General features: G+C 64.4%; 22 protein-coding genes. 12 read left to right on the top strand and 10 right to left on the bottom strand.

Annotated features, from left to right (window positions below; translation table 11 throughout):
* The 6 genes from F4X41_01790 to gcvT are packed head-to-tail and all read right to left on the bottom strand — an operon-like array spanning position 1 to position 7,131.
* Entirely contained in the window at positions 1-1,566 is a 1,566-nt protein-coding gene (locus F4X41_01790; GenBank protein ID MYB15756.1) for a DUF2779 domain-containing protein, read from the bottom strand.
* A gap of 4 nt (positions 1,567-1,570) precedes the next feature.
* Complete coding sequence (gene dinB / locus F4X41_01795; protein MYB15757.1) at positions 1,571-2,908, bottom strand: DNA polymerase IV; 1,338 nt, start codon at positions 2,906-2,908, stop codon at positions 1,571-1,573.
* The gene (locus tag F4X41_01800) at positions 2,818-4,272 is read right to left on the bottom strand and encodes a glycine dehydrogenase subunit 2 (GenBank protein MYB15758.1); all 1,455 of its coding nucleotides are present in this window, start codon (positions 4,270-4,272) and stop codon (positions 2,818-2,820) included. The genes dinB and F4X41_01800 overlap by 91 nt, the downstream gene beginning before the upstream one ends.
* Positions 4,272-5,618 (bottom strand): aminomethyl-transferring glycine dehydrogenase subunit GcvPA, encoded by a 1,347-nt coding sequence (locus F4X41_01805; GenBank protein MYB15759.1) that lies wholly within the window; start codon positions 5,616-5,618, stop codon positions 4,272-4,274. The genes F4X41_01800 and F4X41_01805 overlap by 1 nt, the downstream gene beginning before the upstream one ends.
* Positions 5,602-5,991, bottom strand: a complete 390-nt coding sequence (gene gcvH / locus F4X41_01810; GenBank protein MYB15760.1) for a glycine cleavage system protein GcvH — start codon at positions 5,989-5,991, stop codon at positions 5,602-5,604. Before gcvH ends, F4X41_01805 begins: the two co-directional genes overlap by 17 nt.
* Before the next feature lie 45 nt (positions 5,992-6,036).
* Complete coding sequence (gene gcvT, locus F4X41_01815) at positions 6,037-7,131, bottom strand: glycine cleavage system aminomethyltransferase GcvT (protein ID MYB15761.1); 1,095 nt, start codon at positions 7,129-7,131, stop codon at positions 6,037-6,039.
* A gap of 122 nt (positions 7,132-7,253) precedes the next feature.
* On the opposite strand from gcvT, the gene F4X41_01820 reads away from it, so the two are divergent.
* From F4X41_01820 to F4X41_01835, 4 genes are read left to right on the top strand one after another with little or no spacing between them, the layout of a single operon-like run.
* Positions 7,254-7,910 carry a hypothetical protein gene (locus F4X41_01820; protein MYB15762.1) on the top strand — a complete coding sequence of 219 codons (657 nt, stop codon included), beginning with the start codon at positions 7,254-7,256 and terminating at the stop codon, positions 7,908-7,910.
* A gap of 22 nt (positions 7,911-7,932) precedes the next feature.
* Entirely contained in the window at positions 7,933-8,871 is a 939-nt protein-coding gene (locus tag F4X41_01825; protein ID MYB15763.1) for a P1 family peptidase, read from the top strand.
* Positions 8,872-8,876: 5 nt separating this feature from the next.
* The gene (locus F4X41_01830; GenBank protein ID MYB15764.1) at positions 8,877-9,713 is read left to right on the top strand and encodes an SAM-dependent chlorinase/fluorinase; all 837 of its coding nucleotides are present in this window, start codon (positions 8,877-8,879) and stop codon (positions 9,711-9,713) included.
* Positions 9,710-10,618: a 2-keto-3-deoxy-D-arabinonate dehydratase gene (locus tag F4X41_01835; GenBank protein MYB15765.1), complete on the top strand. Its 909-nt coding sequence runs from the start codon at positions 9,710-9,712 to the stop codon at positions 10,616-10,618. The genes F4X41_01830 and F4X41_01835 overlap by 4 nt, the downstream gene beginning before the upstream one ends.
* Before the next feature lie 21 nt (positions 10,619-10,639).
* Here F4X41_01835 and F4X41_01840 read toward each other — a convergent pair whose 3' ends face one another.
* The gene (locus tag F4X41_01840; protein MYB15766.1) at positions 10,640-11,401 is read right to left on the bottom strand and encodes a hypothetical protein; all 762 of its coding nucleotides are present in this window, start codon (positions 11,399-11,401) and stop codon (positions 10,640-10,642) included.
* A 161-nt stretch (positions 11,402-11,562) separates the two neighbouring features.
* Here F4X41_01840 and F4X41_01845 point away from each other — a divergent pair, with 161 nt between their 5' ends.
* The 4 genes from F4X41_01845 (at position 11,563) to F4X41_01860 (ending at position 14,995) form a co-directional block, all read left to right on the top strand.
* Positions 11,563-12,651: a mechanosensitive ion channel gene (locus tag F4X41_01845; GenBank protein MYB15767.1), complete on the top strand. Its 1,089-nt coding sequence runs from the start codon at positions 11,563-11,565 to the stop codon at positions 12,649-12,651.
* A 162-nt stretch (positions 12,652-12,813) separates the two neighbouring features.
* Positions 12,814-13,623: an SDR family oxidoreductase gene (locus F4X41_01850; protein ID MYB15768.1), complete on the top strand. Its 810-nt coding sequence runs from the start codon at positions 12,814-12,816 to the stop codon at positions 13,621-13,623.
* 26 nt (positions 13,624-13,649) lie between these two features.
* Positions 13,650-14,471, top strand: a complete 822-nt coding sequence (locus tag F4X41_01855; GenBank protein MYB15769.1) for a hypothetical protein — start codon at positions 13,650-13,652, stop codon at positions 14,469-14,471.
* 245 nt (positions 14,472-14,716) lie between these two features.
* Positions 14,717-14,995 (top strand): hypothetical protein, encoded by a 279-nt coding sequence (locus F4X41_01860; GenBank protein MYB15770.1) that lies wholly within the window; start codon positions 14,717-14,719, stop codon positions 14,993-14,995.
* Positions 14,996-15,039: 44 nt separating this feature from the next.
* Here the strand turns inward: F4X41_01860 and F4X41_01865 are convergent, their stop codons facing one another.
* A complete protein-coding gene (locus F4X41_01865; GenBank protein ID MYB15771.1) occupies positions 15,040-15,771 on the bottom strand; it encodes a restriction endonuclease in 732 nt (243 codons plus the stop codon).
* On the bottom strand, positions 15,768-16,400 hold the full coding sequence (locus F4X41_01870; protein ID MYB15772.1) for an S-adenosylmethionine-binding protein: 633 nt from the start codon (positions 16,398-16,400) through the stop codon (positions 15,768-15,770). The genes F4X41_01865 and F4X41_01870 overlap by 4 nt, the downstream gene beginning before the upstream one ends.
* Before the next feature lie 449 nt (positions 16,401-16,849).
* On the opposite strand from F4X41_01870, the gene F4X41_01875 reads away from it, so the two are divergent.
* Both F4X41_01875 and F4X41_01880 read left to right on the top strand, forming a co-directional pair.
* The gene (locus F4X41_01875; protein ID MYB15773.1) at positions 16,850-18,100 is read left to right on the top strand and encodes a hypothetical protein; all 1,251 of its coding nucleotides are present in this window, start codon (positions 16,850-16,852) and stop codon (positions 18,098-18,100) included.
* Positions 18,101-18,194: 94 nt separating this feature from the next.
* On the top strand, positions 18,195-18,407 hold the full coding sequence (locus tag F4X41_01880) for a mechanosensitive ion channel (GenBank protein MYB15774.1): 213 nt from the start codon (positions 18,195-18,197) through the stop codon (positions 18,405-18,407).
* Between the two features lie 124 nt (positions 18,408-18,531).
* Here the strand turns inward: F4X41_01880 and F4X41_01885 are convergent, their stop codons facing one another.
* Positions 18,532-19,827, bottom strand: coding sequence for a DUF4038 domain-containing protein (locus tag F4X41_01885; protein MYB15775.1), 1,296 nt, complete (start codon positions 19,825-19,827; stop codon positions 18,532-18,534).
* 136 nt (positions 19,828-19,963) lie between these two features.
* Here F4X41_01885 and F4X41_01890 point away from each other — a divergent pair, with 136 nt between their 5' ends.
* Together F4X41_01890 and F4X41_01895 are read left to right on the top strand one after the other, a co-directional pair.
* Positions 19,964-21,619, top strand: a complete 1,656-nt coding sequence (locus F4X41_01890; GenBank protein ID MYB15776.1) for a thiamine pyrophosphate-requiring protein — start codon at positions 19,964-19,966, stop codon at positions 21,617-21,619.
* Between the two features lie 39 nt (positions 21,620-21,658).
* Positions 21,659-23,497 (top strand): ABC transporter ATP-binding protein, encoded by a 1,839-nt coding sequence (locus F4X41_01895; protein MYB15777.1) that lies wholly within the window; start codon positions 21,659-21,661, stop codon positions 23,495-23,497.
* The last annotated feature ends 7 nt before the right edge of the window (positions 23,498-23,504 follow it).

A 23,504-nucleotide genomic window follows, 5' to 3' on the forward strand; every position in this document is an offset into this window, starting at 1 on the left:
TCATGCCGATGCCGGATCAGCGGTGAGGGACCGGGCAAGCTGCCGCGGGTCCATTAGGGCCCGGTGCAGCCGGTGCAGGTTTAGGGTGTCCAACTTGCAGTAGGCGAGGAGCGCGAGCCGAACCTGTTCGACCCGTCCGCCCCGGATTCGACCGGCGGCGAGATCCTCGAACGCGCGCTGGGCGGCCAGGCCGTCGGAGATTTCAGCTTCGTCGTAACCGCTGCCCTCGCCAAGCACCGCCGGTGCGACCGCTTTCATCGAATAGGAGCCCTTGAATCCGGCGGCGATGACGTTCGCGGAAACGACCGGCAGGAGATCGACGATGCGGTCGCGCACGCCGATGAGCGAATCGGCCAGTGCCGAATCGGATTCGCCGGCCCGGCGAATCAACGAATCCACGCAGCTGCGCTCGAAGCTGGCGTTGTAGGACAGGATCGGTCCGGTTGGAAAATGAGCCAGCGATCCGACAAGGTGCCGCGCCAATCCCAGGCGCGGATCGTCGGCGGCCGGGGCCAGGTACTCGAAGTGGCGAAGATCTTCATCGCCCCACCACAGGTGCAACGAGTATTGAAACGGCAGCTGCTGGAACGGTGAAGTCCCGTCAAAGCGCGGGATGGGCGGACTGATGGTTTCAAAGTCCAAATACGCCGACGGCGGTCCCAGGGGCTCGAGGTCGTCTGCGAGCTCGGGGCTGATGTGGGGCCGGCCGGTTGCGTAGACGTCGCGAAACCGCAAATGACGGCGGCGCGCCCCGTCCGGGAGCCGGGCGGTGTTGGTGGCGTCGAGTTCGAGGACCGACTCGACGCCGCCCTCGGCCAGCCAGCGTCGGTGGTGGTGGTTAAGCCGATTCAGGTGGGTGAAGATCCAATGCCGCGGCTTTCTCGCAAAGCACCGGTCCTGGAAATCGCACTCAAAGGGGCTCCGGCAGCGGCTGCCCGGTTCGGCGGCCGGAGCGGTGGCCGGGGTGAGCGCCAGGAATTCCTCGATTTCCGCCTGTATCTGGGGGGCCAATTCCTCGCAGAGGTCGGTAACTTCCCGGCGCCGGAATAGGGCTTCGAGGTCCAATTCACCTCGCCGCTCGTATTCCGGATTCAAGTGGTAGACCCATGACTTGCGCACCGGGATTCCGGCGCGTCGCAGAACTTCACGCTGGAAGGCCACGTCATAGGTAATGTGCGGCTGGCTCACCGCCGAGCCGCGGGTCGGGTCGTAGCGGGTGGCGGTCTTGACCTCGATCAGGTCCCAGCTTTCCCCGTGGCGCTGAAGCACGTCGACTACCGCTAGCAGGCGGTCGTGCGCGAATGCGGCCTCGAAGATAGCCGGGCAGCCGGGGTCGGTCAGCAACGACGCGGTCCTGGCGATGTCGGCGCCACCCGCCGCCCCGGGCGCGCTGCCGGACCGCCCGCCGGGGAAAAGGGCGCGGGCCGTTTCCTCGGCGCCCTCCCAGAAAACCGGATCGAACCCGTCGGCGGGCGGGTCGTAGACCCGGTACCAGAGTTGCAGCGGGCACTGTCGTCCGGCAATGTAGCGAGATTTGGATAGCCGTACCGCGCGCGCCGAAGCCATATGGTCAGTCCTCCTCGCGCGCAAGACCGCGGCGCAACGCCCGGGGCCCGAAGCGCCGCCGGATGGCGTCGAGGGCCGCGTCCCGGCGTTCGGCACGGCGCCGCTGGCGATCGGACCTATCCGCCCCGGAAATCGATTCCATCTCCAGCTGCCTCAGCGGCGTTTCGAGATTGCCGGCCGAAATCCCCAGCAACCGCACCGCCCGACCGGGGGCGCCGGCTATGACGCGGCGAAGCAGCCGGTCGGCAGCCGCAGCGACCGCCTCGGTGTCATATACCGGCTGGGGGAGCGTCTGGGATCGGGTGATCGTGGAAAAGTCCGACCAGCGCAACTTCAAGGTAATGGTGCGAGCGCGCCGGCCGCCACTGCGCAAATCGGCGGCAACCGAAGCGGCCAGTTGGCCCACGACCTGCCGCATGTGCGACTTGGCGGTTATGTCGGCGTCAAAGGTCGTCTCGCGCGAGACCTGCTTGGCGGGCGCCGAGCCGCCCGTCACCGGAGTCGGATCCACCCCGCGGGCGCGATCGGAAAGAACAATGCCGCGGCGTCCGAACTGCTCTGCCAGCCACTGCTTGGACAGGGCGGCCGCATCGCCGATCGTTTCGACCCCCGCTCGCTTCAACTGGCCGGCGAACTGCGGCCCCACCGAAGGGAGAACGCGGATCGGCAGCGGTGCCAGGAAGGCCGCATCGCCACCCGGGGGAATCTCCAGCAGGCCGTCGGGCTTGACCTTGTCCGATCCGACCTTGGCGGTGGTGCGGCCGCCGGCGATGCAGACCGACACCCTGACCTGGATCTGGTCGGACACGTCGCTGCGGACACCTTCGGCGACCCGCCGCGGACCCTCTGGATCGCCGGCTTCAACGCCGGTCAGGTCCGCGTAGGCCTCGTCCAGACCGCCCGGCTGCACTATCGGGACATGGGCGGAGAGGATCCGATGGAACTGCTCCGAAGCCGCCTGGTAGCGCCGCCGCTGCGGGGCGATCACCACCGCCTGGGGACAGAGCCGCAGTGCTTCGGCCATGGGCTGGGCGGAATGGGCTCCGAACGCGCGGGCTTCGTACGACGCGGTCGAGACTACGCCGCGCGGCCCGGGATAACCGACGATGACCGGTTTTCCGGCCAGGCTCGAGTCGCGGGCGCGTTCGACCGCCACGAAAAACTGATCGAGGTCAAAGTGGGCGATCCGGCGCGGCGGGCGGCCCCGGTCACCTGGCACCGCGCGGTCAGCGCCCCCGGATGCGGCGGAGGTCAGGCATGCCGGAAGCGCAGGTCGGGGCGCCGCGCCGCGGTCGCCTCGTCCAGCCGCCCCACCGGCGCGCTGGTCGGGGCCTGTTGCAATTTTTCGGGTTCGGTTTCGGCTTCACGGGCAATTGATCGCATCGCCGCGATGAATCTGTCCAGGGTCTGGCGCGATTCGGTCTCGGTAGGTTCGATCATCAGCGCTTCGCGCACAACCAGCGGGAAATAGACCGTCGGCGGATGAAAACCGTGATCGATCAGGCGTTTGGCGATGTCGAGGGTGCTGGCGCCCAGCCTTTTCTGGCGGGATCCGGAAAAGACCACCTCGTGCATGCATATCCGGTCGTGGGGCAGATCGTAGTCAGCTTGCAGTTGGGTGCGCAGGTAGTTGGCATTGAGCACCGCGTTGTCGGCGATGCCTTTCAGGCCGGCATCGCCGTTGGAGCAGATGTAGGTGTAGGCGCGCACCAGGTTTCCAAAATTGCCCAAGTGCGAGTGGACTTTGCCAATCGACCGCGGCCGATCCCATTGGCGCCGGTAACGGCCGTCCGGGTCGCGTTCGACCGTTGGGACCGGCAGATAAGGGGCTAGTCGCTCGGCGCAGCATAGCGCCCCGGCGCCGGGTCCGCCCCCGCCGTGCGGGGTCGAGAACGTCTTGTGCAGGTTCAGGTGCATTACGTCGATCCCCAGGTCGGCGGGCCGCACCCGCCCGAGCATGGCGTTCATGTTCGCCCCGTCGCAGTAGACCAGCGCGCCGACCGCGTGGGCGGCCCGGCAGACTTCGCCGATTCGGGTCTCGAAAATCCCCAGCGTGTTCGGCACGGTCATCATGAGCCCGGCCACCGTCTCGTCAAGTTCCCCCATCAGGAAGTCGAAATCGATTTCACCGTCTGAGTTCGAGGGAATTGCCACGCTTTCGAATCCGCACATCGACGCGGTGGCGGGATTGGTGCCGTGCGCCGAGTCGGGTATCAATATGCGGCGCCGCTGGTCCCCGTTGGCCAGGTGGTGGGCCCGGATCAGCTGCAGGCCGACGAATTCCCCCTGGGCGCCGGCCGAGGGTTGCAGGGTCACTCCGGCAAATCCGGTGATCTTTTTGAGCTGGCTACCGAGTCGATAGAGCAGTTCCAGGGCGCCCTGCAGTTGCTCGTCGGGCTGGCCGGGATGAATCCGGTTGAATCCCTCAAGGCGGGCGGTGGCTTCGTTGATCTTGGGGTTCTGCTTCATGGTGCAGGAACCGAGCGGATACATGTCGGTGTCGATCGAGAAGTTCTTCTGCGACAGCCGCACGAAATGCCGCACGACGTCCACCTGCGAAACCTGGGGAAGCGGCAGGTCCTGGCGCAGCTGGTCGGCCGGCAGCAGGTCCTCGGGTCCGCCCAGGGCCGGGTCCGGGTCGGGCAGAGCCACTCCGCTGCGACCCTCCTGCGAGAGCTCGTAGATCACCGGATCGCGTCTCTGCATCAAACGCTCTCCAGGGCGCCCAGAAGTGATCCCAGGGCGGAGGCGCCGGACCGCTCGGTAAAAGCCAGCAGCAGATGGTGGTCGAGGGCCGGATCCAACTGCCCGAGGTCTATGCCGCCGACGATGCCGCGTTCGGCCAGATGGTCGTTGACCGCCGCCGCCGGGATCGGGCAGCGCAGCGGGAACTCGCGCACCACCGGGCCGGCCGCATCCGGCGCGAACCCGGTCGGCCAGTCGGCCGCCAGGGCGCGGTGGGCGTTCTGCAGGCTCAGCGTGGCCAGTTTCTGCAACCCCACTTTGCCCAGGGCGCAGAGGTGGATGGTCGCGGCCAGCGCTACCAGCGCCTGGTTCGTGCAGATGTTTGAGGATGCCCGCTGACGGCGGATGTGCTGCTCGCGGGTCTGCAGGGTAAGGACGTACCCTTCATTGCCGTTCGTGTCGCGGGTCCTGCCGGCGATCCGGCCCGGTATCCGTCGCAGGTAACGCTGCGCCAGCGCAAAGTAGCCGGCGCCGGGTCCGCCCAGGGCCGGGGCCCCGGCAAGATGTCTGAGTTCGCCGACCGCGAGGTCGACGCCGAGGTCGCCCGGGGGTTTGATCAGGCCCAGGGCCACCGGCTCACCGGCCACGATCACCATCGCGCCGGCTTCGCGGGCGGCGGCAATTACGGCGTCGATCGGTTCGAGCCAGCCCAGGTAGTTGGGGCGCTGGATGGCCACGCACGCGGTGTCGGAATCGATTGAATCGGAGAGCGCGGTACTGGCGTCGGTGAGTGCGGATTCATCGGATCGCCAGGTGCGGGGCTGACAGATTTCCACGTCCAGTGGCTCCAGGTAGGTCGCCACCACCGCGCGCCAGGCGGGGTCGACCGACGCCGCAAGGACCACTTTCGACCGGCCGGTGGCCGCCAGGCTGAGCGCGGTCGCTTCGGCCAGCGCTGAAGCGCCGTCGTACATGGATGCGTTGGCCGCATCCAGGCCGGTCAGGTCACAGATCAGGCTCTGAAACTCGTAGATGGCCTGCAGGGTGCCTTGCGATATTTCCGGCTGATAGGGCGTGTAAGCGGTGTAGAACTCCGAGCGGAGCAACATCTGGTCAACCAGGGCCGGAACGTAGTGGTCGTACCAGCCGCCCCCCAGGAAAGCCGGGCCGGCGCCCAGCGAACGATTCTTGGCGGCCAGATGGCCCAGGTGCTCAAGCACCTCCATCTCGGCCATGGGCGGCCCGACACCCAGCTGCGGGTCACGGTGTTCGGACGGGATGTCGACGAAGAGGTCGTCGATTGCCGGGACGCCGATGGCGTCCAGCATTACCTTCTGATCGTCGGCGGTGTTAGGCGCGTAACTCATCTGTCAACGCGTCGTAGGCGGCGGCATCCAGAAGCGATTCCAGTTCGGCCGGATCGGCGATGCGCATCCGGATCATCCATCCTCCACCGAATGGCTCGTCGTTGACCAATTCGGGGGCCATTTCCAGCTCTGAATTGACCGCCACGACTTCGCCGGAAAGCGGCGCATATAGGTCGGATACCGCTTTTACGGATTCGACGACGCCGAACGATTCCATCTGCTTGAAACTCGTGCCCACCGCCGGCAACTCGACAAAGACTATGTCGCCGAGCTCACTCTGGGCATAGTCGCTGATGCCTACCGTGAACTCGGATTCAGTTTCCGGCCGGGCCCATTCGTGCTCACGCGAATAGCGGCGGTCTTGGGGGTTCACGTAGCCCTCCGAATCGGGGTCGATCGGTTGTCTTGGAGCGAAATCTCAGGACGGCTTTGCGCGCCAGCGCCGCACGTTGGAGTAGAACGGCAATTCGCATAGCCGTGCCGGTGCCGCTTGGTTCCGGACCATCACCTCAACGGCGTCGCCAATTTTGCAGTCAGCGGGCAGGAATGCCATCGCAATTCCGCACTCCAGGGTGGGCGAATACGTTCCCGAGGAGACTTCACCGGGTCCGTGCTCGGTGTTGACGGCATACCCGTCGCGCGGCACGTGCCGGGACTCCATCTTGAGACCGAAGAGGCGCCGCGCCGGCCCCTCCAACCTGACCCGGGTCAGACGCTCGCTGCCGGTGAATTGGCCCTTTTTTAGCCTGACGACTCCGCCCAGATTGGCCTCGTAGGGATTGATCTCGGCCGAAAGCTCGTGGCCGTGCAGCGCCATGCCGGCTTCCAGGCGAAGGGTGTTGCGGGCACCAAGTCCGACCGGGGCGACGCCGGCGTCGCAAAGCGCCGCAAACACCTCGGCGGCATCGCCCGCCTCAAGGAATATTTCGAAGCCATCCTCGCCGGTGTAGCCGGTGCGGGCAAGCCAGCAATCCAGGCCGGCGATTCGCGTGGCCACGATCCCGGCGCGCCGGATCCCGGTCAGGTCGCAATCCACCAGGTCCTCGATTAATTCGTTGGTCCGGGGCCCCTGGACCGCCAGGAGCGCGCAATCGAAGGTGATGTCGCGCAGCGCAGCATCAAATTCCGAATCGCAGAGAGTCTCCCAGTCGGCCTCGCGGTTTGCGGCGTTGACCACGACCAGGTAGCGGTCTTCCGACCAGCGGTAGATCATGGCGTCGTCGACGACTCCGCCGTCCTCATTGAGCAGCAGCGTGTACTGTGATCTGCCATCACGCAATCGGGCGACGTCGTTGGAGAAGTGGTGCTGGAGCAGGTCCCCGGCCCGCGGTCCCTCCACCAGGAATTCGCCCATGTGGGAAACATCAAACATGCCGCAAGACTGGCGAACCGAGCTGTGCTCGGCAATCAGGCCCTCGTACTGGACCGGCATGCTCCAGCCGGCGAAGTCGACCATGCGCGCACCGGCCGCCAGGTGGTGGCGGTGCAGCGGCGTCTTGCGCAAGTCGAACATGCGGCGGATTCTATGTTCACCGGCACCCTTCCTGGTTCGATTTGGCCGGGCAAATTGCCAGAATTGGCCCAGCGGTCCTCCCTACGGGCCGCCGCAACCGCGCTAACCGAATTGGGGATTGATTGAACGCTCCCGAATCCGAATCGGGCCCGCGCCGCCGCGCACTGGAACTAATGGGGGAAACCCTCGAGCTGGTGGCGGTGCTGCGCTCGGAGGAGGGGTGTCCCTGGGACCGGGCACTCCGGATCCAGGACATGGGTCAGTACGTGATCGAGGAGGCCTACGAAGTCGCCTCCGCCGGCACCGGCGACCTGGCCGGACTACCCGAAGAACTGGGCGATCTGCTGTTGCTAATCCTCATGCAGGCCCAGATTGCCGCCGAGTCTGGCAAGTTCGATGTGGCCGAGGTGATATCGGAGCTCAACGCCAAGCTGGTGCGCCGTCACCCGCACGTATTCGGCGATGCAAACGCGCGCGATCCGGCCGAGGCGATAGAAATATGGCAGTCGGTGAAGGCCGACGAACGGTCGCGTAAACCCCCTGCCCAGTCCCAGCCCATCCCCGGGTACCTGCCCGCTCTCAAATACGCCCGCGAGCAGATTGCGCGGGCCCGCGGCGGGCCGGAGCCAGGCGACGTCCCGGGTGGTTCGGCGGCCTCGGCTGCGGCGCTGGCCGATCGCATCTACGACCTGGTCGCCGAAGCCGACGATCTCGGGATTGACGCCGAAACCGCCCTGCGCCGCCGGGTCGACGACTTAATCGGGGAAGGCGTTGCCTGAGGGTGCCGGTCAGCGACTGGTCCTGACTCCGGGCGGGGGCGGATTCGGCAAGCTCGACGGCCTCCTGGTCGGCCACTACACGGATTCCCCGGCCGGCACCGGCTGCACGGTGCTCGCGTTCGATCCCCCGGCGGTGGCCGGGGTCGACGTCCGCGGAGCCGCGCCGGGAAGCCGCGAAATCGCGCTGCTGGCCCCCGAATGCAGCGTCGACCGGATCGATGCGCTCGTGCTCTGCGGCGGCAGCGCGCTGGGGTTGTCGGCCGCCGGCGGCGTCGCCGATCAGCTCCGCGCCGAGGGTCGCGGCCACCCTACCCCGGCCGGACCGGTTCCGATCGTGCCGGCCGCAGTCGTTTTTGACCTGGCCACCGCCGAACCGGTCTGGCCGGGGCCGGCCGAGGGCGCGGCCGCCTTCCGCGCCGCCGGCGGAGACGGCTTCGAGTGCGGCAACGTGGGAGCCGGAACCGGGGCGACCGCCGGACCGGGTCCGAACGGGACCAAGTCCGGCCTGGGCGCCGCCCTGATCGAGCGCGGCCCGCTGATCGTCGGGGCGCTGGCGGCGGTCAATCCGCTGGGAACGGTCGTCGACGAGCGCGGGATGCAATTGGCGGGCCTGCGCGTGGACGGCGTCGTCACCGAGCCGGAGCGGTCCTACCAGCTGATGGACGACGGCTTTGGAAACACCGTTATCGCGGCAATCGTCTGCAACGCCGATCTGGACAAGCTGGGCGCCACCCGGGTCGCACAGATGGCCCACGACGGAATGGCGCGCGCGGTTCGGCCGACCCACACCGCATCCGACGGCGACACGGTATTCACCGCCGCCTGCGGGGAGCGGCGGGTCAAGACGCGTTCCGACCTGGTCGGCGCCCTGGCCGCGGACGCCCTCGCCGCCGCTATCCGCCACGGCGTGCGGGCGGCCCGATCCGCCTACGGCATCAAGGCCGTCGGCGGCTCCGGTTAGACGCGATGACGCGACCGATCGCCTTGCTGACCGATTTCGGCCTCGACGATACGTACGTGGCCCAGATGAAGGCGGTCCTGGCCGGGATCGCGCCAGATGCGCTGGTATTGGACATCTCGCATGCGGTCCGCCCGCACGACATCGCGCACGGCGCATTCCTGCTTGAGACGGCCCTGCCGGTCCTGCCCGCCGGAACGGTCGTAATCGCGGTTGTCGATCCCGGAGTCGGCGGAGAACGGGCCGCCGTGGTCCTGGTGACCCCGCGGACGATCCTGGTGGGGCCCGACAACGGGATTCTGTGGCCGCAGGCGGCGGCGGCGCGGGCCGCAGATGAACCGGCCGATTTCTTCGAACTGACCAACTCCGGCTACTGGCGCGACCAGGTCTCCAACACGTTCCACGGTCGCGACGTGTTCGCTCCGGTCGGCGCCCGCCTGGCGTTGGCCGGCGACGACGAACTGAATGCGTTGCTCTCGGACATGGGCCGCCCCCTTGAAGCGGCGCGCCGACTCGAACTCGAACGCGCCGCCGAACTCGACGGCAAGCTGCGCGGGAGAGTTCTCCACCAGGACCGTTTCGGCAACCTGGTCACCAACATCCGCGGCGAGCAGATCCCGGATCCCGGCAACGCGGCTGTGCTGGTGGAGGACGGCGCGCGCGTGCTGGAGCTGGGTGCGCCGGCGCGCACGTACAGCCAATACGATCATTTGGTAGCACTCGTGGGCAGCGCCGGCTATCTGGAACTGGCGATACCCAGCGGGTCGGCGGCGCGCTTGTTCGGTGCGCGCGCCCAAACCCTGCAGATCACCGTTCGCACCTCCCGGAGGACCAGCCCGGAATGAAGCTCCTTGGATATGTCGACGTCGAAGGCAACCGCCGCTGCGGGCGGTTGGCCGGCGACCAGGTGGAGACGTTCACCGACCACGCCGACCTCATCGAACTGGTGAACGCGGCCGAAGAGACCGGTCGGTCGCTGGCAGAAGTGGGTGCCGCATCCGGGGTCGAAGCCGGACCTTCGCTCGAGCAGCTCCGGACCGGATCCGGATCAGGCCGCCCGCGTCTCGCGGTCCCGCTGCGGATTCCCGAAGCCTGGGGGGCCGGGGTCACTTACCGCAAGAGCGCCGAGTTTCGCGACGAGGACATGAGCGCCCCGACCGGGATCTACGACCAGGTCTACCTGGCCGAGCGACCCGAACTGTTCTACAAGGGGGACCACCGCCACGCGGTCGGCCCCGGCGAGGCGGTTACCATCCGCTCCGATTCGGAATTCACCGCCCCCGAACCGGAACTGGCCCTCGTGCTGGCTTCGGACGGCCAGATCTTCGGGTACACCCTTTGCAACGACAACTCGGCCTGGGATATCGAGCGCGCCAATCCGCTCTACCTGCCCCAGTCCAAGGTCTTTTACGGCTGCATCGCTATCGGGCCGGTGATCGTCACCGCCGACGAACTGCCCGACCCGCGGGCGGGCGAGCTCTCGGCCCGAATCATCCGCGACGGCGCGGCGATTTTCTCCGGCCGGGTCGACCTGGGGCTGATCAGGCGACACTTCTCCGACTTGGTCGGCCACCTGACCCGCAACAACCCGATCCATTCCGGGACCATCCTGACCACCGGCACCGGAATAATCGTCGAGGAAGACTGCGCGGTCCGCGACGGAGACATAGTCGAAATCTCGCACCAGGTCATCGGGACGCTGTCCAATCCGGTGCTGAAATTGGATCCGGGGCAACGCGGGCCCGGCTGAGCGCCGGCGCGCAATCGATCTTCAGCCGCCGAACGTCCCCAGGGCTTCGGCGCAGCCGGATTGCAGCAGGCGGAAATCGTTGCTCAGGTTGATCAGCGTGAATCCTTCTTCAACGAATTCGCGCGCCAGGGTCGGCGAACTGACCGAGATGCCGGCCGGTTTGCCCGCCGCACGGGCGCCGGCCAGGATCGCGCTGAGGGCGGCGCGATGGCCGGGATCCACATAGGCCTGATCTCCGCGCAGGCCCATTTCCAACGCCAGATCGTTGGGGCCGATGAACATGCAGTCGATGCCGTCGACGGCGGCAATGGCGGCCGCGTTCTCGACTCCCAATGGGTCCTCGATCTGTGGAATCACCAGGATGTTGTCGTTGGCCCAGTCGCCGCGATAGGCGGGGTTTAGCAGGGTAGCCCGCGAAGAGCCCACCGAGCGGTGGCCGCGCGGGGGATAGCGGCAGGCCGAAGCGAACGCTTCCGCCTGCTCGACGGTGGAGACGTGCGGCAGGACGATTCCCAGTGCGCCGGCATCGAGCAGGCGGTTGATCGTCTCCTTGTCGTGATCCCAGACCCGGGCCATCGGGATGCCACCGCGAGCCTCGATCGCAGTAAACGCCGCCGTTGTGAGCGCAAGGTCCCAGGCGCCGTGTTCGGCATCGACGACCGCCCAGTCGTAGCCGGCGGCGATGCAGGCTTCGCCGGCCATTGGCGATCCGAGATTCAGGAAGGCGCCGACCGATACCTGGCCGTTCTCGATCTTGCGCTTTACGAAATTGCCGTCGTTCATCAGCCTCGCTCGGTGGTCTCTGCCTGGTCGGGACGGGAGTTCCGCCGTAAGCGGAGCGCCCAGCACATAAGTCTGCCTTCCTTGGGCGCCGGCGGGGAGATTGCGCGTCCATAAAATCGCAGCGATTCAGCCTCGAATCGACCCGGAAGCGGCGGAGTCCATTGGCCGAATACTGGAACTACGAGTTGCTTGTCCTTGGCGACTACACGCTTTCGGCCGGCCGCCTGACGGTGGCGGTCGGGCTGGCCCTGGCCGGGCTGATAGTTTCGCGGATCGCGGCCTGGCTCGCCTACCGCTGGCTTGACCGCCGCTGGGATCTTTCCGCCGGGGCCGACCGCGCCGCGCTGCGGGCCATCAAGGTCGCGATCGTCTTGATCGGTTTCTACCTGGCGGTTGAACAGCTGGGCGTCGGACGTTTCAGCCTCGGCCAGATCCAGCAGTCCGAGCTCACCGTCGGCGGGGTGTTCCTGGCGCTGATCATGGTCTGGGTGACCTGGAACCTCTCGCAGGTCGCCGCCGAGCTGGTCAATCAGTGGATCGCCGGCCAGGGAATCGGCCGATCGTTGGCAACCCTGATCACCAACCTGACGCGCGCGGTGGTGATCTTCATCGGGTTCTACGTCTCCGCCTCCTCGCTGGGGTTTGACCTGAACGTGGTCCTGCTTCCGCTGTCGGCGCTCGGACTCGGCCTTGGATTCGGGATGCAGCGCATCGCCGAGAACTTCGTATCCGGGGTGATTCTGCTGGGCGAGCGCCCGGTAAAGGACGGCGACGTAATCTCAATTTCCGGGGTCACCGGGGTCGTGGAATCAATCGGGTTGCGGTCGACCGTCATCCGCACCTTCGGCGGGACCGAAGTGATCATGCCCAATTCGGCCCTGATAACCAATCACTTCGATAACTGGACGCTGACAAATACCAGGGTCCGGGGTGACGCGAACATCGGAGTCGCCTACGGTTCCGATCCCGAGCAGGTGATGGGCATCCTGATGGGCGAGATGGAGGCCCACGCCGACGTTCTGGAGGAACCCGGACCGCGCGTCTTCTTCCGCGAGTTTGGCGATTCCGCGCTCAATTTCCGCGTCATCTACTGGGTCGAAGCGCCGGCCAAACGGTTGAGCACGCTCACCGACCTGCTTTGCTCCTGGTACCAGCGCTTCGCCGAGGCCGGTATTGAAATCCCCTTCCCGCAGCATGACATCCACATCCGCTCGGGCACCCTGCCGGCGCCGGAAGATCCGCCGGGTTAGATCGTCCCGGGCAGAAACAGCGCCGGGCCCCTGGTTGCAAATCCGTCGCGAGCCAACCGCTGTATCGGCCAGGGCGGATAGGCGGGGACGGCGTCGGGCTTTGGAAAACGCGGTGAGGCAGCACCCGCACCGATCCGGGGCGGTAGTCTGGCGGGGCTACTGATGGCCGATCGGTTGCAAGGAAAGGTCGCAATCGTCACCGGTGCCGGCAAGAGCGACGATGAAATCGAAGGGACCGGCTCTGCTACGGCGATCGCCTTTAGCCGCGAGGGGGCGAGCGTTCAGGTCGTGGATATATCCCCGGATAACGCCGAAAAGACCAGCCGGCAAATAGCGGCCGAAGGCGGCCTCGTCTCCGTGTTCGGAGCGGACGTGACGAAGGAAGCAGAGTGTGAGGCGGCGGTTGAAGCGGCGGTTGCGCGTTTTGGAAAACTGGACGTCCTGGTCAACAACGTGGGCATCACCGGTTCCGGAACGGTCACGGAATTCGAATCCTCCCGGTGGGACGAAGTCCTGGAAGTGAACCTGAAGAGCATGGTGATGATGGCCAAATTCGCGGTCCCCGCGATGGCCGCCGGCGGGGGCGGATCGATCGTCAATATTTCGTCGATCGACGGTCTTGCGACGGGATCGTCCCGCAATCTTCCGTACGCGGTCGCCAAGGGCGGCGTGGTGTCTCTTACCCGAAACATGGCCGGGCATCACGGCCGGCAGAACATCCGGACGAATTGCATCGCCCCCGGCCATATCTTCGGCGCCCTCGTAAAAGGGAGAATGTCGGCCGAGATACGTCAACTCCGCCGCAAGGCGGCGCCATTGGGCGTCGAGGGCACGGCCTGGGACGTGGCGATGGCGGCGCTTTTTCTGGCCAGCGATGAAGCGCGCTGGATTTCCGGGGTCGTGCTACCGGTGGACGCCGGCCTGCTGGCAACGACCCCGCTGGCGATGTACCCGTATCTGATTTCCGAATGATGCGCTGATACAACGAGGGGGTCTCTATGCCGTATCAATTTGAACCGGGAAAAATGTACCGGATGCCCACCCACTTCGGCCCTTCGCTGGGCCCCCGTCAGGGTCCCGGCGGGCGCAAGTTCTCGTGCCTTGACAATCCCAAGACAACGTCCGTGTCGGTCAGTTTTCTCTCCAATCGAGATCAGCTGAACGCGATGCTTCCGGCCGGATTCGAAGTCGGCGAGCGGCCGATCGTGACCGTGACCGCCTCCTACATCAAGGAGATCGAATGGCTGGCCGGGCGCGGTTACAACACTCTCGGAGTCACGTTTCCGTCCGTGTTCAAGGGAGAGGTCGACAGTGCCCGGGGGCCGTTCCTGACCGTGCTGTGGGAAAACCTCGCCGACCCGATCATCACGGGCCGCGAGGACATCGGCTTTTCAAAGATCTACTGCGAATTGCCGGAACCGAGCGTCTGCCGCGGCCAGACTCGGTGCACCGCCGGTTGGCTCGGATTCAAGTTCATGGACTTGCAAGTGGACGATCTCGCGGCCCCGACCAAGCGAGGCCCAATCGAACCGGTCGACGGGATGTTGCACTACAAGTACATCCCGAAGACGCAATTCTGGGGCGAGGCTGACCTGCACTACGCCGTGTTGACGCCGTCCGATACTCCCCACCGCAAGGTGATCGACCATCAGGTGGGGAAGGGATCGGTTACCTTTCACCGGGCAAAGTGGGAGGACCTGCCGACCTTCTATACGGTGGTCAACGCGTTCGCCGACTTGGAAGTCAAGGAGTTGCTGGGCGGATCGGTAACCCGGACGGTAGGCGGGAAGGACCTGAGCGACCAGCGCATTTTGCGCTGAATCGGGTACCTTTCGAACCGGACAATGGGGCAACGCCCTTGCCCCGCGTCTTCAAATGTCGCGCGCGGACGTTTGCGTCCGCGCCAGAGCGAGTCGTTTCGCCCGAGATGATTCAGACCCCTTAAACGCACTGACGTGCGGGGCGAACCTTCCCGCGCTACGCGCGCAACACCCAGTTGTAACCCTGGCTGGTCTTGGGCAATGCGAATATCCGAGTCGCATACGTCTCCGATCCCGAAATGGTGATGGGCATCCTGACGGGCGGTATGGAGGACCACGCCGACGTGATCGGGGGGCCCGGATCGCGCGAGTTCTCCCGCGAATTTGGCGATTTCGCGCTCAATTTCCAGGTAATTGCTGGGGCGAGGTTCCGGCCAACGCGCCGCCACGCTCACCGACCTGCCCTACATCTGGTAATCGAAGTTCGCCAAGTCGACATCGAGATTCCGTATCTTCAACGCGATATCCACATACGGGGCGACTACCTGGCGCTGGCTGCAGAGCCAGAGTCGACCATTCCCTAACAGGCGAACGCTGTCTGGGCGGACCCGCAAGGCCGATCGGGCACTTACCGGCTGCGGGTCACCACGCTGGCTGGTATACCGATCAAAAGGAGCGGGCAGGGGTTTCCGACGCCCCGCGTTAACCGATCCATCAACTTTGACCAGTGCGTCGTTGCCGCCCCGAACTTGTCGGCAATGAACACCGCGGTCCAGGCGTCGATGAACTCGGGTTCGCGCCGATTCGCAATCAACCGCCGCTGCCGAGACGTCGGCTCCAATTCGAATTGGCCCAGATCTTCTAGACTGGCGACGCCGTGGGCGAGCGCACATTCGCGGACGATGGTAGGCAACTCCTCCTGAATCGAACTGCCGCGAGTCACCACCACACCTACGCTGACCGCGCCGACAGCATGCAGGCGCCTGAATGTGCCCAGGTCACGGTCGAAGAACGGATCCTTGTTGTTCCACTCGATATCAAGCGCAATCGCGCCGGATTCCGTCGGCCGATAGTGATCGATCGCGTAGGTCGAGGAGGAAAACTCGCTTTCGTCGACTATTTGCCGGGTCAAAACGCGCTTTGTATTCCAACCGCGGCCGGCGAGGGAGCGCTTTAACCGCTGCGTTATCGCCGACTCGCCGCCGCCTCCCCTGATGAATTCGGTGTCGAAGATTTCCAGTTCCAATAGCGAATCGCAGATTTCTGCAAGAGGGCCGGGAAAATCCGATTCCAGCACCGCCCGAGCGTGGTTCCGAGTCTCAAGCTCGTAACCGGCGGCCGAGAGCTCTTCCAGGCTCATCCTGTCGGGTTCAGCGGGCTCGCAGAGTTGTACCGATACGTTGGCCAATCGGGAACGTAGTCGTCAATCGCCTGATCGCCCCAGACGGTCCAGTTCGGCCGTTTCCCGCGCCCGAACAGTTCCAGATACGGCGCGTTGCTACAACCTTCAATCACCGAATAGAGTTCGTCGGGCTTGCGCGAATGTTCGCGTTTTCGGCTCGCGATCAAGTTCACTTGGCGGCGGCCCGGATCCAGTGTCCGGGCGTTGCGCCCGCGCGTTCCGAACAACACCAACTCAGTCACGTTGCGGAAGTAAAACCCCACCCCGCGCCCGTCGGACCCGCCGTCCTTTCTGACCTTGTGCCAGATCAAATTCGTTTTGTATGTAAATCCCCAGGCGGCCAGCACGCGCAGCCCTTCCGGGAGCAGCGCATTCGGAACCCATAGGTAGCAGTGGGCGGTTTCGGTTAGGTTCGGCTCGACAGGTAACTGGCAGATCTCTTCGACGCTCAGCGTCTCGTACCTACTTAGGCGACGGTGCTCCGGAGCAACCTTGCCGGTTCTATTGATGAATCGCCAGGGCGGGTCGGCCAATACCGTCGAATACTCCCGAGAACCTAGGAAATCCGACAATTCCTTAGCAGCCATCGAACAAACCACAGCCCGAACCCCCAAACGAATTACTTACTAACCGACTGCAATTCTAAAGTCGCGAATCCGGCGTTCGCGCAAGCCTTGAGAAAGAGGATCAATTCTGTTTGGCCAGTCACTAACGCCAAGTCTCGATGCGGCAATGCGCGGGAAGCGATGCGGCGGTATCCGGCGCTTTAGTCGATCGTGGAACGTCTGAGCTGATTCGGTCAATTCTCCCGATCGAAGCAAACCCTACACGCACGCGCATACCGTGCAAGCGATCTGGGTTCGCCACAACGTGACCAAAACTCTGAATACGCACTGTTCCAGATTCTGACCATCGCGCCTCGCATTGGTCCACCGGATGAACTGCCAAGCCCCAGTTCACCCAACGATGCGACCGAACTTGTGGACAGTTTGTTGGTACCTGCCTCGGAAACACTCGCCATTTGCAAATTGCAATGGTGGCGGATAAGATTGGAGGAAATACTCAGAGGCGCTATGGGGAGCCGATCTTGCAACTATTAGGCAAACGCAACCGAGATGGCAGTTTCAGCATCAGCATCAAGGCTCGAGATCTGGTTGATTCTGGTTGGGTGGATTTCTATGAAGAGGTGTCAGGTCAGGGATATCAACGAAACGAGACAATGCGAGAAACCAGGGCGCGTGACATTGAGGAGTACTTCAAAAGATGCGCCGAAGCGGATTTGAACCCCCATATCTTCGAAATGACGGGCAGCGCTCGATGTAAGTCGGCGGACCATCGGGTCCGAGTCAACTTTGATCCGCTCGATGAAAACGCAAACCTAGGATTCGTCGACGTGGTTGCGGACCACGGGCCATGGATGTCGATGGTAGACGGCGGTACTCGTTTGAGGGGGATCGAACGGGCGGTTGCGTCTGGAGCGATCACGGGAGAGACATTTTTTGACGTTCGATTGTTTGGAGGGCTTTCTGTTCCCGAAGAAATCGCGCTATTTCTTTTGATTAATGAGAACCAGAAGCGAGTCCGCACAGACCTGAGCCTCAGAGTTGTTCAAAGAGCCTTGGATGAAGGTGGGCTATCGGAATCCCAAATCAGATCGCTTGAAACTGTCGTTCCAAATACCGAACAGTGGAGATATGAAGCGAGCCGGGTAGCTGCTCGCTTGAATGGCGAAGCCGATTCGGCATTTCGAGGATTGATCCAGATGCCTGGGCAACAGGCTGCTGGTAAATCGATCAAGATGCAAGCATTCTGGACGAGCCTCAAGCACATCCTCGACGACAAAGACCTTAGCTCTCGGGTCAAGAATATTGAGGGAGCTCCGGTTCCGACAGAGTTTTGGGTGAAAGTGCTCAAGAACTTCTGGAATGCCGTCGCCGCAGTGAATCCGACTTCACGGGATGAGCCAAAAACTAATGTCCTTTGGGGCAGCATCGGCGTAAATGGATGCCACCGGGCGTTGGCAAACGTCGTGCGCAGCGAACTTTCCGCCAGTCAGCCGAATTTAAGTCAAAGCAGATTCACCGGCATGATGCGGGGCACATGGATTGAGGAATACCCGATTTGGTTTTCGCGCAAGGGAAGCAGGCTAGACGAATACCCCGGCGAAAAGGGAGAGGCGACTCAAATGACCGGAAATTCCGGTTACATTCGATTGTCTGAAACGCTTGAAACCCAGTGGCGTGCCAATCTGCACGCCGCTAATGAAAAACGCGAAATCACTCTTTAGCCGGCTGCGTTCGACACTGATCCGCACCTTCGGCGGGACCGAAATGGTCATGCCCAATTCCGAGCCGATCACCAATCACTTCGACAACTAGACCCTGTCGATTTCCCGCGTCCGCGGCGACGTCGACATCGGGGTGGCCTATGGCTTGGACCTCGAGCAGGTGACGGAGATTCTGATGGGCGAAACGGAAGCTCACGCCGACGTGCTCGGGGGACCCGGATCGCGCGTATTCTCCCGCGAGTTCGGGGATTTTTCGCTCAATTTCCGCATCATGAACTGGGTCAAGCCCTGGCCACGCGGCTTTTGACCCTCGCCGACCAACTCAGAACCTGGTACAGGCTATTCGATATGCAGGGCCCGGCGAGAACGATCCGGGAGCTGACCGGCGACCGGCGGGGGACGACTGTGGAGACGCCGCCAGCGACCGATTGCTACGCCGTTTCGAGACGCAACACCCAGTCATAACCCTCGCCGGTCTTGGGCGGGGCAAATGTGTGGAACGCTCGCGCCGGCACGATCGATTCGGCACCGTAATCGCCAGCCCGGGGATCGAACCACCGGGACCGAATGCTGTTGGCGGCAAGCGAGTCCATGTCCAACGTGAAGCCGTGGCCGTGTGAGGTGTAGCAGAGCACCATCCGGCGGTCGGACGAACTGGTGGCGCAGACGTGGCCGCGGTCGGCGGCCCGATCGACACGCACGATGAGGTCATCATCAGGGATCCGCGAGCAGTAGTCGGGCACCGATTCGATCAGCTCTTTCAAGAACCGCATCTGGTGCGATCCGGGCAGTTGGAGCGCAATCGGCCAGGGCAGATTGGCGCCGAATGTGGGCTCTGGTCCGCCCGGGCGCCAAAACATGAATACGTCGTTGCAGCCATAGGTGTGACCGCAGGCGCCGGAGAACACCGCCCAGTAGGCCTGTTTGCGCACATGCCAGGCGTCGGCCCGGGGACGGAAATCGCGCAGAAACTGGGGCATGTTCTCATACATGGGTTCCGAGTCCAGCGTCGGCTTGGGCGGGTCCAGAGACCAATCGTGCTCGATCATTTGCCAGTTCGGGTTATCCAGTAAGTGCCCGGACTGCAGGGAGTTGAAATCACACCATGCGGCGTTGTGGAACCATTGCGACGAGCTTGCTTGCCCGCGCGGATGGTAGGTGATCAGGCCGGCGCCGTCGTCGCCTTCGGCGATCCCCGCCGCCTGGAGCCGGAATACCTCGGACTTGCCGTGTTCGGGCTGGTCGCCGCCCAGCATCCAGATGACCGGCCGGTCCCGGTATCGCCGGCCCAGGAAAAGTCCCTGGGCGTAGGCGTTTGATTGGTCAACGAGGGGGCGCTCAAGATAGTGCTCGCCGCCCGGACTGCGGGCGGTGACGACGTAACCCCAATTGGGCAGGAGCACGGCGTACATCCCAAGTTCCGCGCAGCGCCCGATTACCCAGTCGAGGTGCTCGAAAAACGCCTCGTTGGGTCGGGTCGGGTCGTCGTCCATGTAGGGCGCGTGGCCGAAGCGGTTGGGCTGGTAGCGGATGTCGAACACGACGAACTGAATCGCGTTGAAACCCTTGGCCGCCCGGTCGCAAAGGTAGTGGTCGGTTTCGGCCCGGTCCAGCCGGTAAAGCAACCTCCAGGCGGTATCGGCCAGGTAGAAGAATGGTCTGCCTTCCGAATCGAGCAGATAACGTCGGTTCGGCGAAATTCTCAGGGTCATGCGATCGGGACTCACGGCTGATTCGGTCGGCGGCGCGGCGATTCTATTGGCCGGCTGCAAACTCACCGGCGGTGGCTGAAGGGAGCTCCCCAATCACGCAGAATCTGAGAGCGCGCCCCAATCCGATCCGGCGAATGGACCTAGATTTCGCATGAATTGCAACCAAGCCATCGCCCACGCACTCAAGGCCGAGGGCACCGAGTACCTCTTCGCCTTTCCGCACAATCCGGTAATTGATGCCTGCGCCCGGATCGGGATCAAACCGATCATCGGCCGCACCGAACGCACGGTAATCAACATGGCCGACGGTTATTCGCGCCTCGCCCGGCGGGAGCGGATCGGGGTCGTGGCGGTCCAGTACGGGCCCGGCGCCGAAAACGCGTTCGGAGGAGTCGCCCAGGGGTTTGCCGACTCGACCCCGTTCCTGGTGCTGACCGGCTCCTATCGGGCTAACCGCCTGGATATCACCCCGATGTTCGACGCAGTCCCCAACTACCGCGCAATCACCAAGTGGGCCGGGCAAATCGCCACCCCGGACGTGACCCTGGACCGCGTGCGGCGAGCGTTCACGCTCTTGCGCAACGGCAAGTCGGGCCCGGTCCTGTTGCAGCTGCCGATGGACGTCGGGGACCGGGAATTTCCCGGCGACGTTGACTCTTACCGGCCCGCCCGCCGGCACCGCAGCATGGGCGATCCGGCCGACGTCGCCGAGCTGGTCAGGCGCCTGCTGGCGGCCGAACGACCGGTCATTCACGCCGGCGCGGGCGTCCTCTACAGCGATTCCTCACGCCGCCTTGTCGAACTGGCCGAACGGCTGCACATCCCGGTGTGCGTGACCCTGAACGGCAAAAGCGCGTTTCCGGAAGACCACCCGCTCTCGTTGGGGGTGTTCGCCAAGGCCAACACCCTGCCGGCGTGCAGGTTCGTCTCCTCCGCGGACCTGGTCCTGGGGCTGGGATCCAGTTTTTCCATCGCCAACCAACAGGCCTCGCTGCCCGCAGGCGCCGATCTCATCCAGGTTCTCGATTCGGAAGTCGATCTGCAGAAGGACTACCCGGTGGCCCACGCCGTGGTCGGCGACCTGGACTTGGTTCTAGGGCAGGTACTGGCCGAAGTCGACGGCGCGCACCCGAGTCCGCGTCCCGATCCGCGCCCGCAAATAAAGGCCGCTCACGCCGAATGGATGGCCCAGTGGTCGGACCGGTTTGCGGACCGGGCGTCGCCGCTCAGCCCCTATCACGTAATCGGCGAGCTGATGGCGGCGGTCGACCTGGACGAGACCATCGTCACCCACGACTCGGGATTTCCGCGTGACCAGACCGCGCCGTTCTGGAAATCGCGGCCCGGCGGATACTACCTCGGCTGGGGCAAGTCCACCCAGCTGGGCTACGGTCTTGGCCTGGCTTACGGGGCCAAGCTGGCCTGCCCGCGCAAACAGGTGATAAACATCATGGGCGATGCGGCCGTCGGCATGGCGGGAATGGATTTCGAGACCGCCGCCCGCAACCGAATCGGGGTTATGACCGTAATCCTGAACAACGGGGTGATGTCCGGTTACGGCAAGCACATGCCGGCCGCGGTGGAGAAGTGGCAGGCCGACCAACTCGGCGGCGACTACGCGGCATTGGGCAGGGCGCTCGGAGTCGAGAGCGAAAGGGTCTGCGAGCACGACCAACTCGCCGCGGCCTTCCAGCGCGGCTTGGCGGCGGCGGCCGACGACCGGCCCTACATCCTGGAAATAATGACCCGTCCCGACCCGGTAATGTCGAATTACCTGCAGCAGTTTGGGCTTGAGCAGCTCAACTAGGATTCGTCGGCCGCCCTCTAGGGGCAGGGGCTGACCGCGGTGGCCGGTCGCCGCAGGGGCCCCCAGGCCGAAATCCGGATCGCCCGGTTTCCCGAAGCGCTGCGCTACGCGGCGCGGGTAATGGTGCTCGTTTTCGAGACTAGCCCGGCGCTCACGATCACTCTGGCGGCGCTCACCCTGCTGGCGGCGCTGGTCCCGGCGGTGCAGGTCTGGACGTTCAAGCAGATCATGGACGGGATCGGCCTGGAGCTCTCGGGGCGCGGCGACGGCGACCTCACGCCGATCCTGGTGATGGTCGGCGCGAATTTCCTGGCCCAGTTGACCGGATTCGGGACCCGATCCGGAATTGCCCTGGTGCGCGGCACCCTGGGCGATCTTTTCTCGAACCGGGCCAACCTGATGATTCTGGAGAAGTCCGAGTCGCTGGACGTCTCCTATTTCGAGAATCCGGCCTTCTACGACCGCCTGGAGAACGCTCAGCGCGAAGCGCGCGAGGGCCCGGTGCAGATCGTAAACGAGACCTTCGGCCTGGCCCAGAGCCTGATTACCCTGGCGACGATGATCGGGCTGCTCTTCACGCTCTCCTGGTGGGTCGTGATGGTGGTGCTGTTTACAACCGCCCCGTCGCTGCTGGTCGAGGTCATGTACTCGCGCGAAAGATTCCGGCTGCTCACCTTCCGCTCCCCGCTGGTGCGGCGCCTGGCCTACTTCCGCTGGCTGATCACAAACGACGACTACATCAAGGAAATGCGGATTTTTGATCTCGGGCGATACCTGATCGGGATCTACCGGCGCACGTTCGATCGCTTCCATCTCCAGAACCGGTCCCTGCTCGTGCGCAGCAACCGGGCCGGATTCCTGCTGCAGGCGCTCGGCGCGTTGGGCGGCCTGGGCGTATTCATTTATGTCGCCCTGGGCGTATACCGCCAGGAACTGCCGCTCGGCGACATCTCGCTGTTCTTCCAGTCCTACCAGCAGACCGTGCAGACCACCGGGATGGTGCTGGCCAGCATCGCTTCGCTCTATGAGCGCGGCCTGTTCATAAAGAACTTTTACGACTTCCTCGAATTTGCCCCGCTGGTGCCGAACCGCGGAGCCGGGCAATTGGTGCCGCGGCCGATCAGCGAAGGAATCGAGTTTGAAGACGTCCACTTCACCTACCCGGGCACCGACCAGGAAGTCCTTGGCGGTCTGTCATTTGCGGTGCGCCCCGGCGAGAAGGTGGCGATCATCGGCGTAAACGGAGCCGGCAAGACCACCGCCGTGAAGCTCCTGGCCCGCTTTTACGACGTCGACCGCGGGCGAATCCTGATCGATGGTCGCGATCTGCGCGAATACGACGTTGCCGACATCCGTTCCCAGATCGGGGTCATCTTCCAGGACTACGGCACCTACCAGGAAACGGCCGCCAACAACGTCGGGTTCGGCGAGATTGGGCGGCTGGAAGACATGGACCGGATCCGCACGGCGGCCGACAAGGGCGGCGCCACCCCGGTCATCGAGGAGCTACCGGCGGGATTTGCCACGCAGCTGGGGCGGTGGTTCGGCAGCGGAGGCGTGAATCTCTCCGGTGGTCAGTGGCAGAAGATCGCCCTGGCGCGGGGCTTTATGCGCGATGCCCAGCTGCTGATCCTGGACGAGCCGACCGCGGCCCTGGACGTGGAGTCGGAAGCCGAGGTCTTCGAACGCATCCGCGGGCTCACCGAGGGACGGATGGCGATCCTGATTTCGCACCGCTTCACCACCGTGCGGATCGCCGACCGCATAGTCGTGATCGCCGACGGCAGGGTCCTCGAACAGGGCTCGCACGAGGAGTTGATGCGGCTGGGCGGCGAATACGCGCGCCTATTCGAGATGCAGGCCAAGTCCTACCGCTGAGCCGGCC

The sequence above is a fragment of the Chloroflexota bacterium genome, assembly GCA_009840625.1.
Taxonomy (GTDB): Bacteria; Chloroflexota; UBA11872; order UBA11872; family VXNJ01; genus VXNJ01.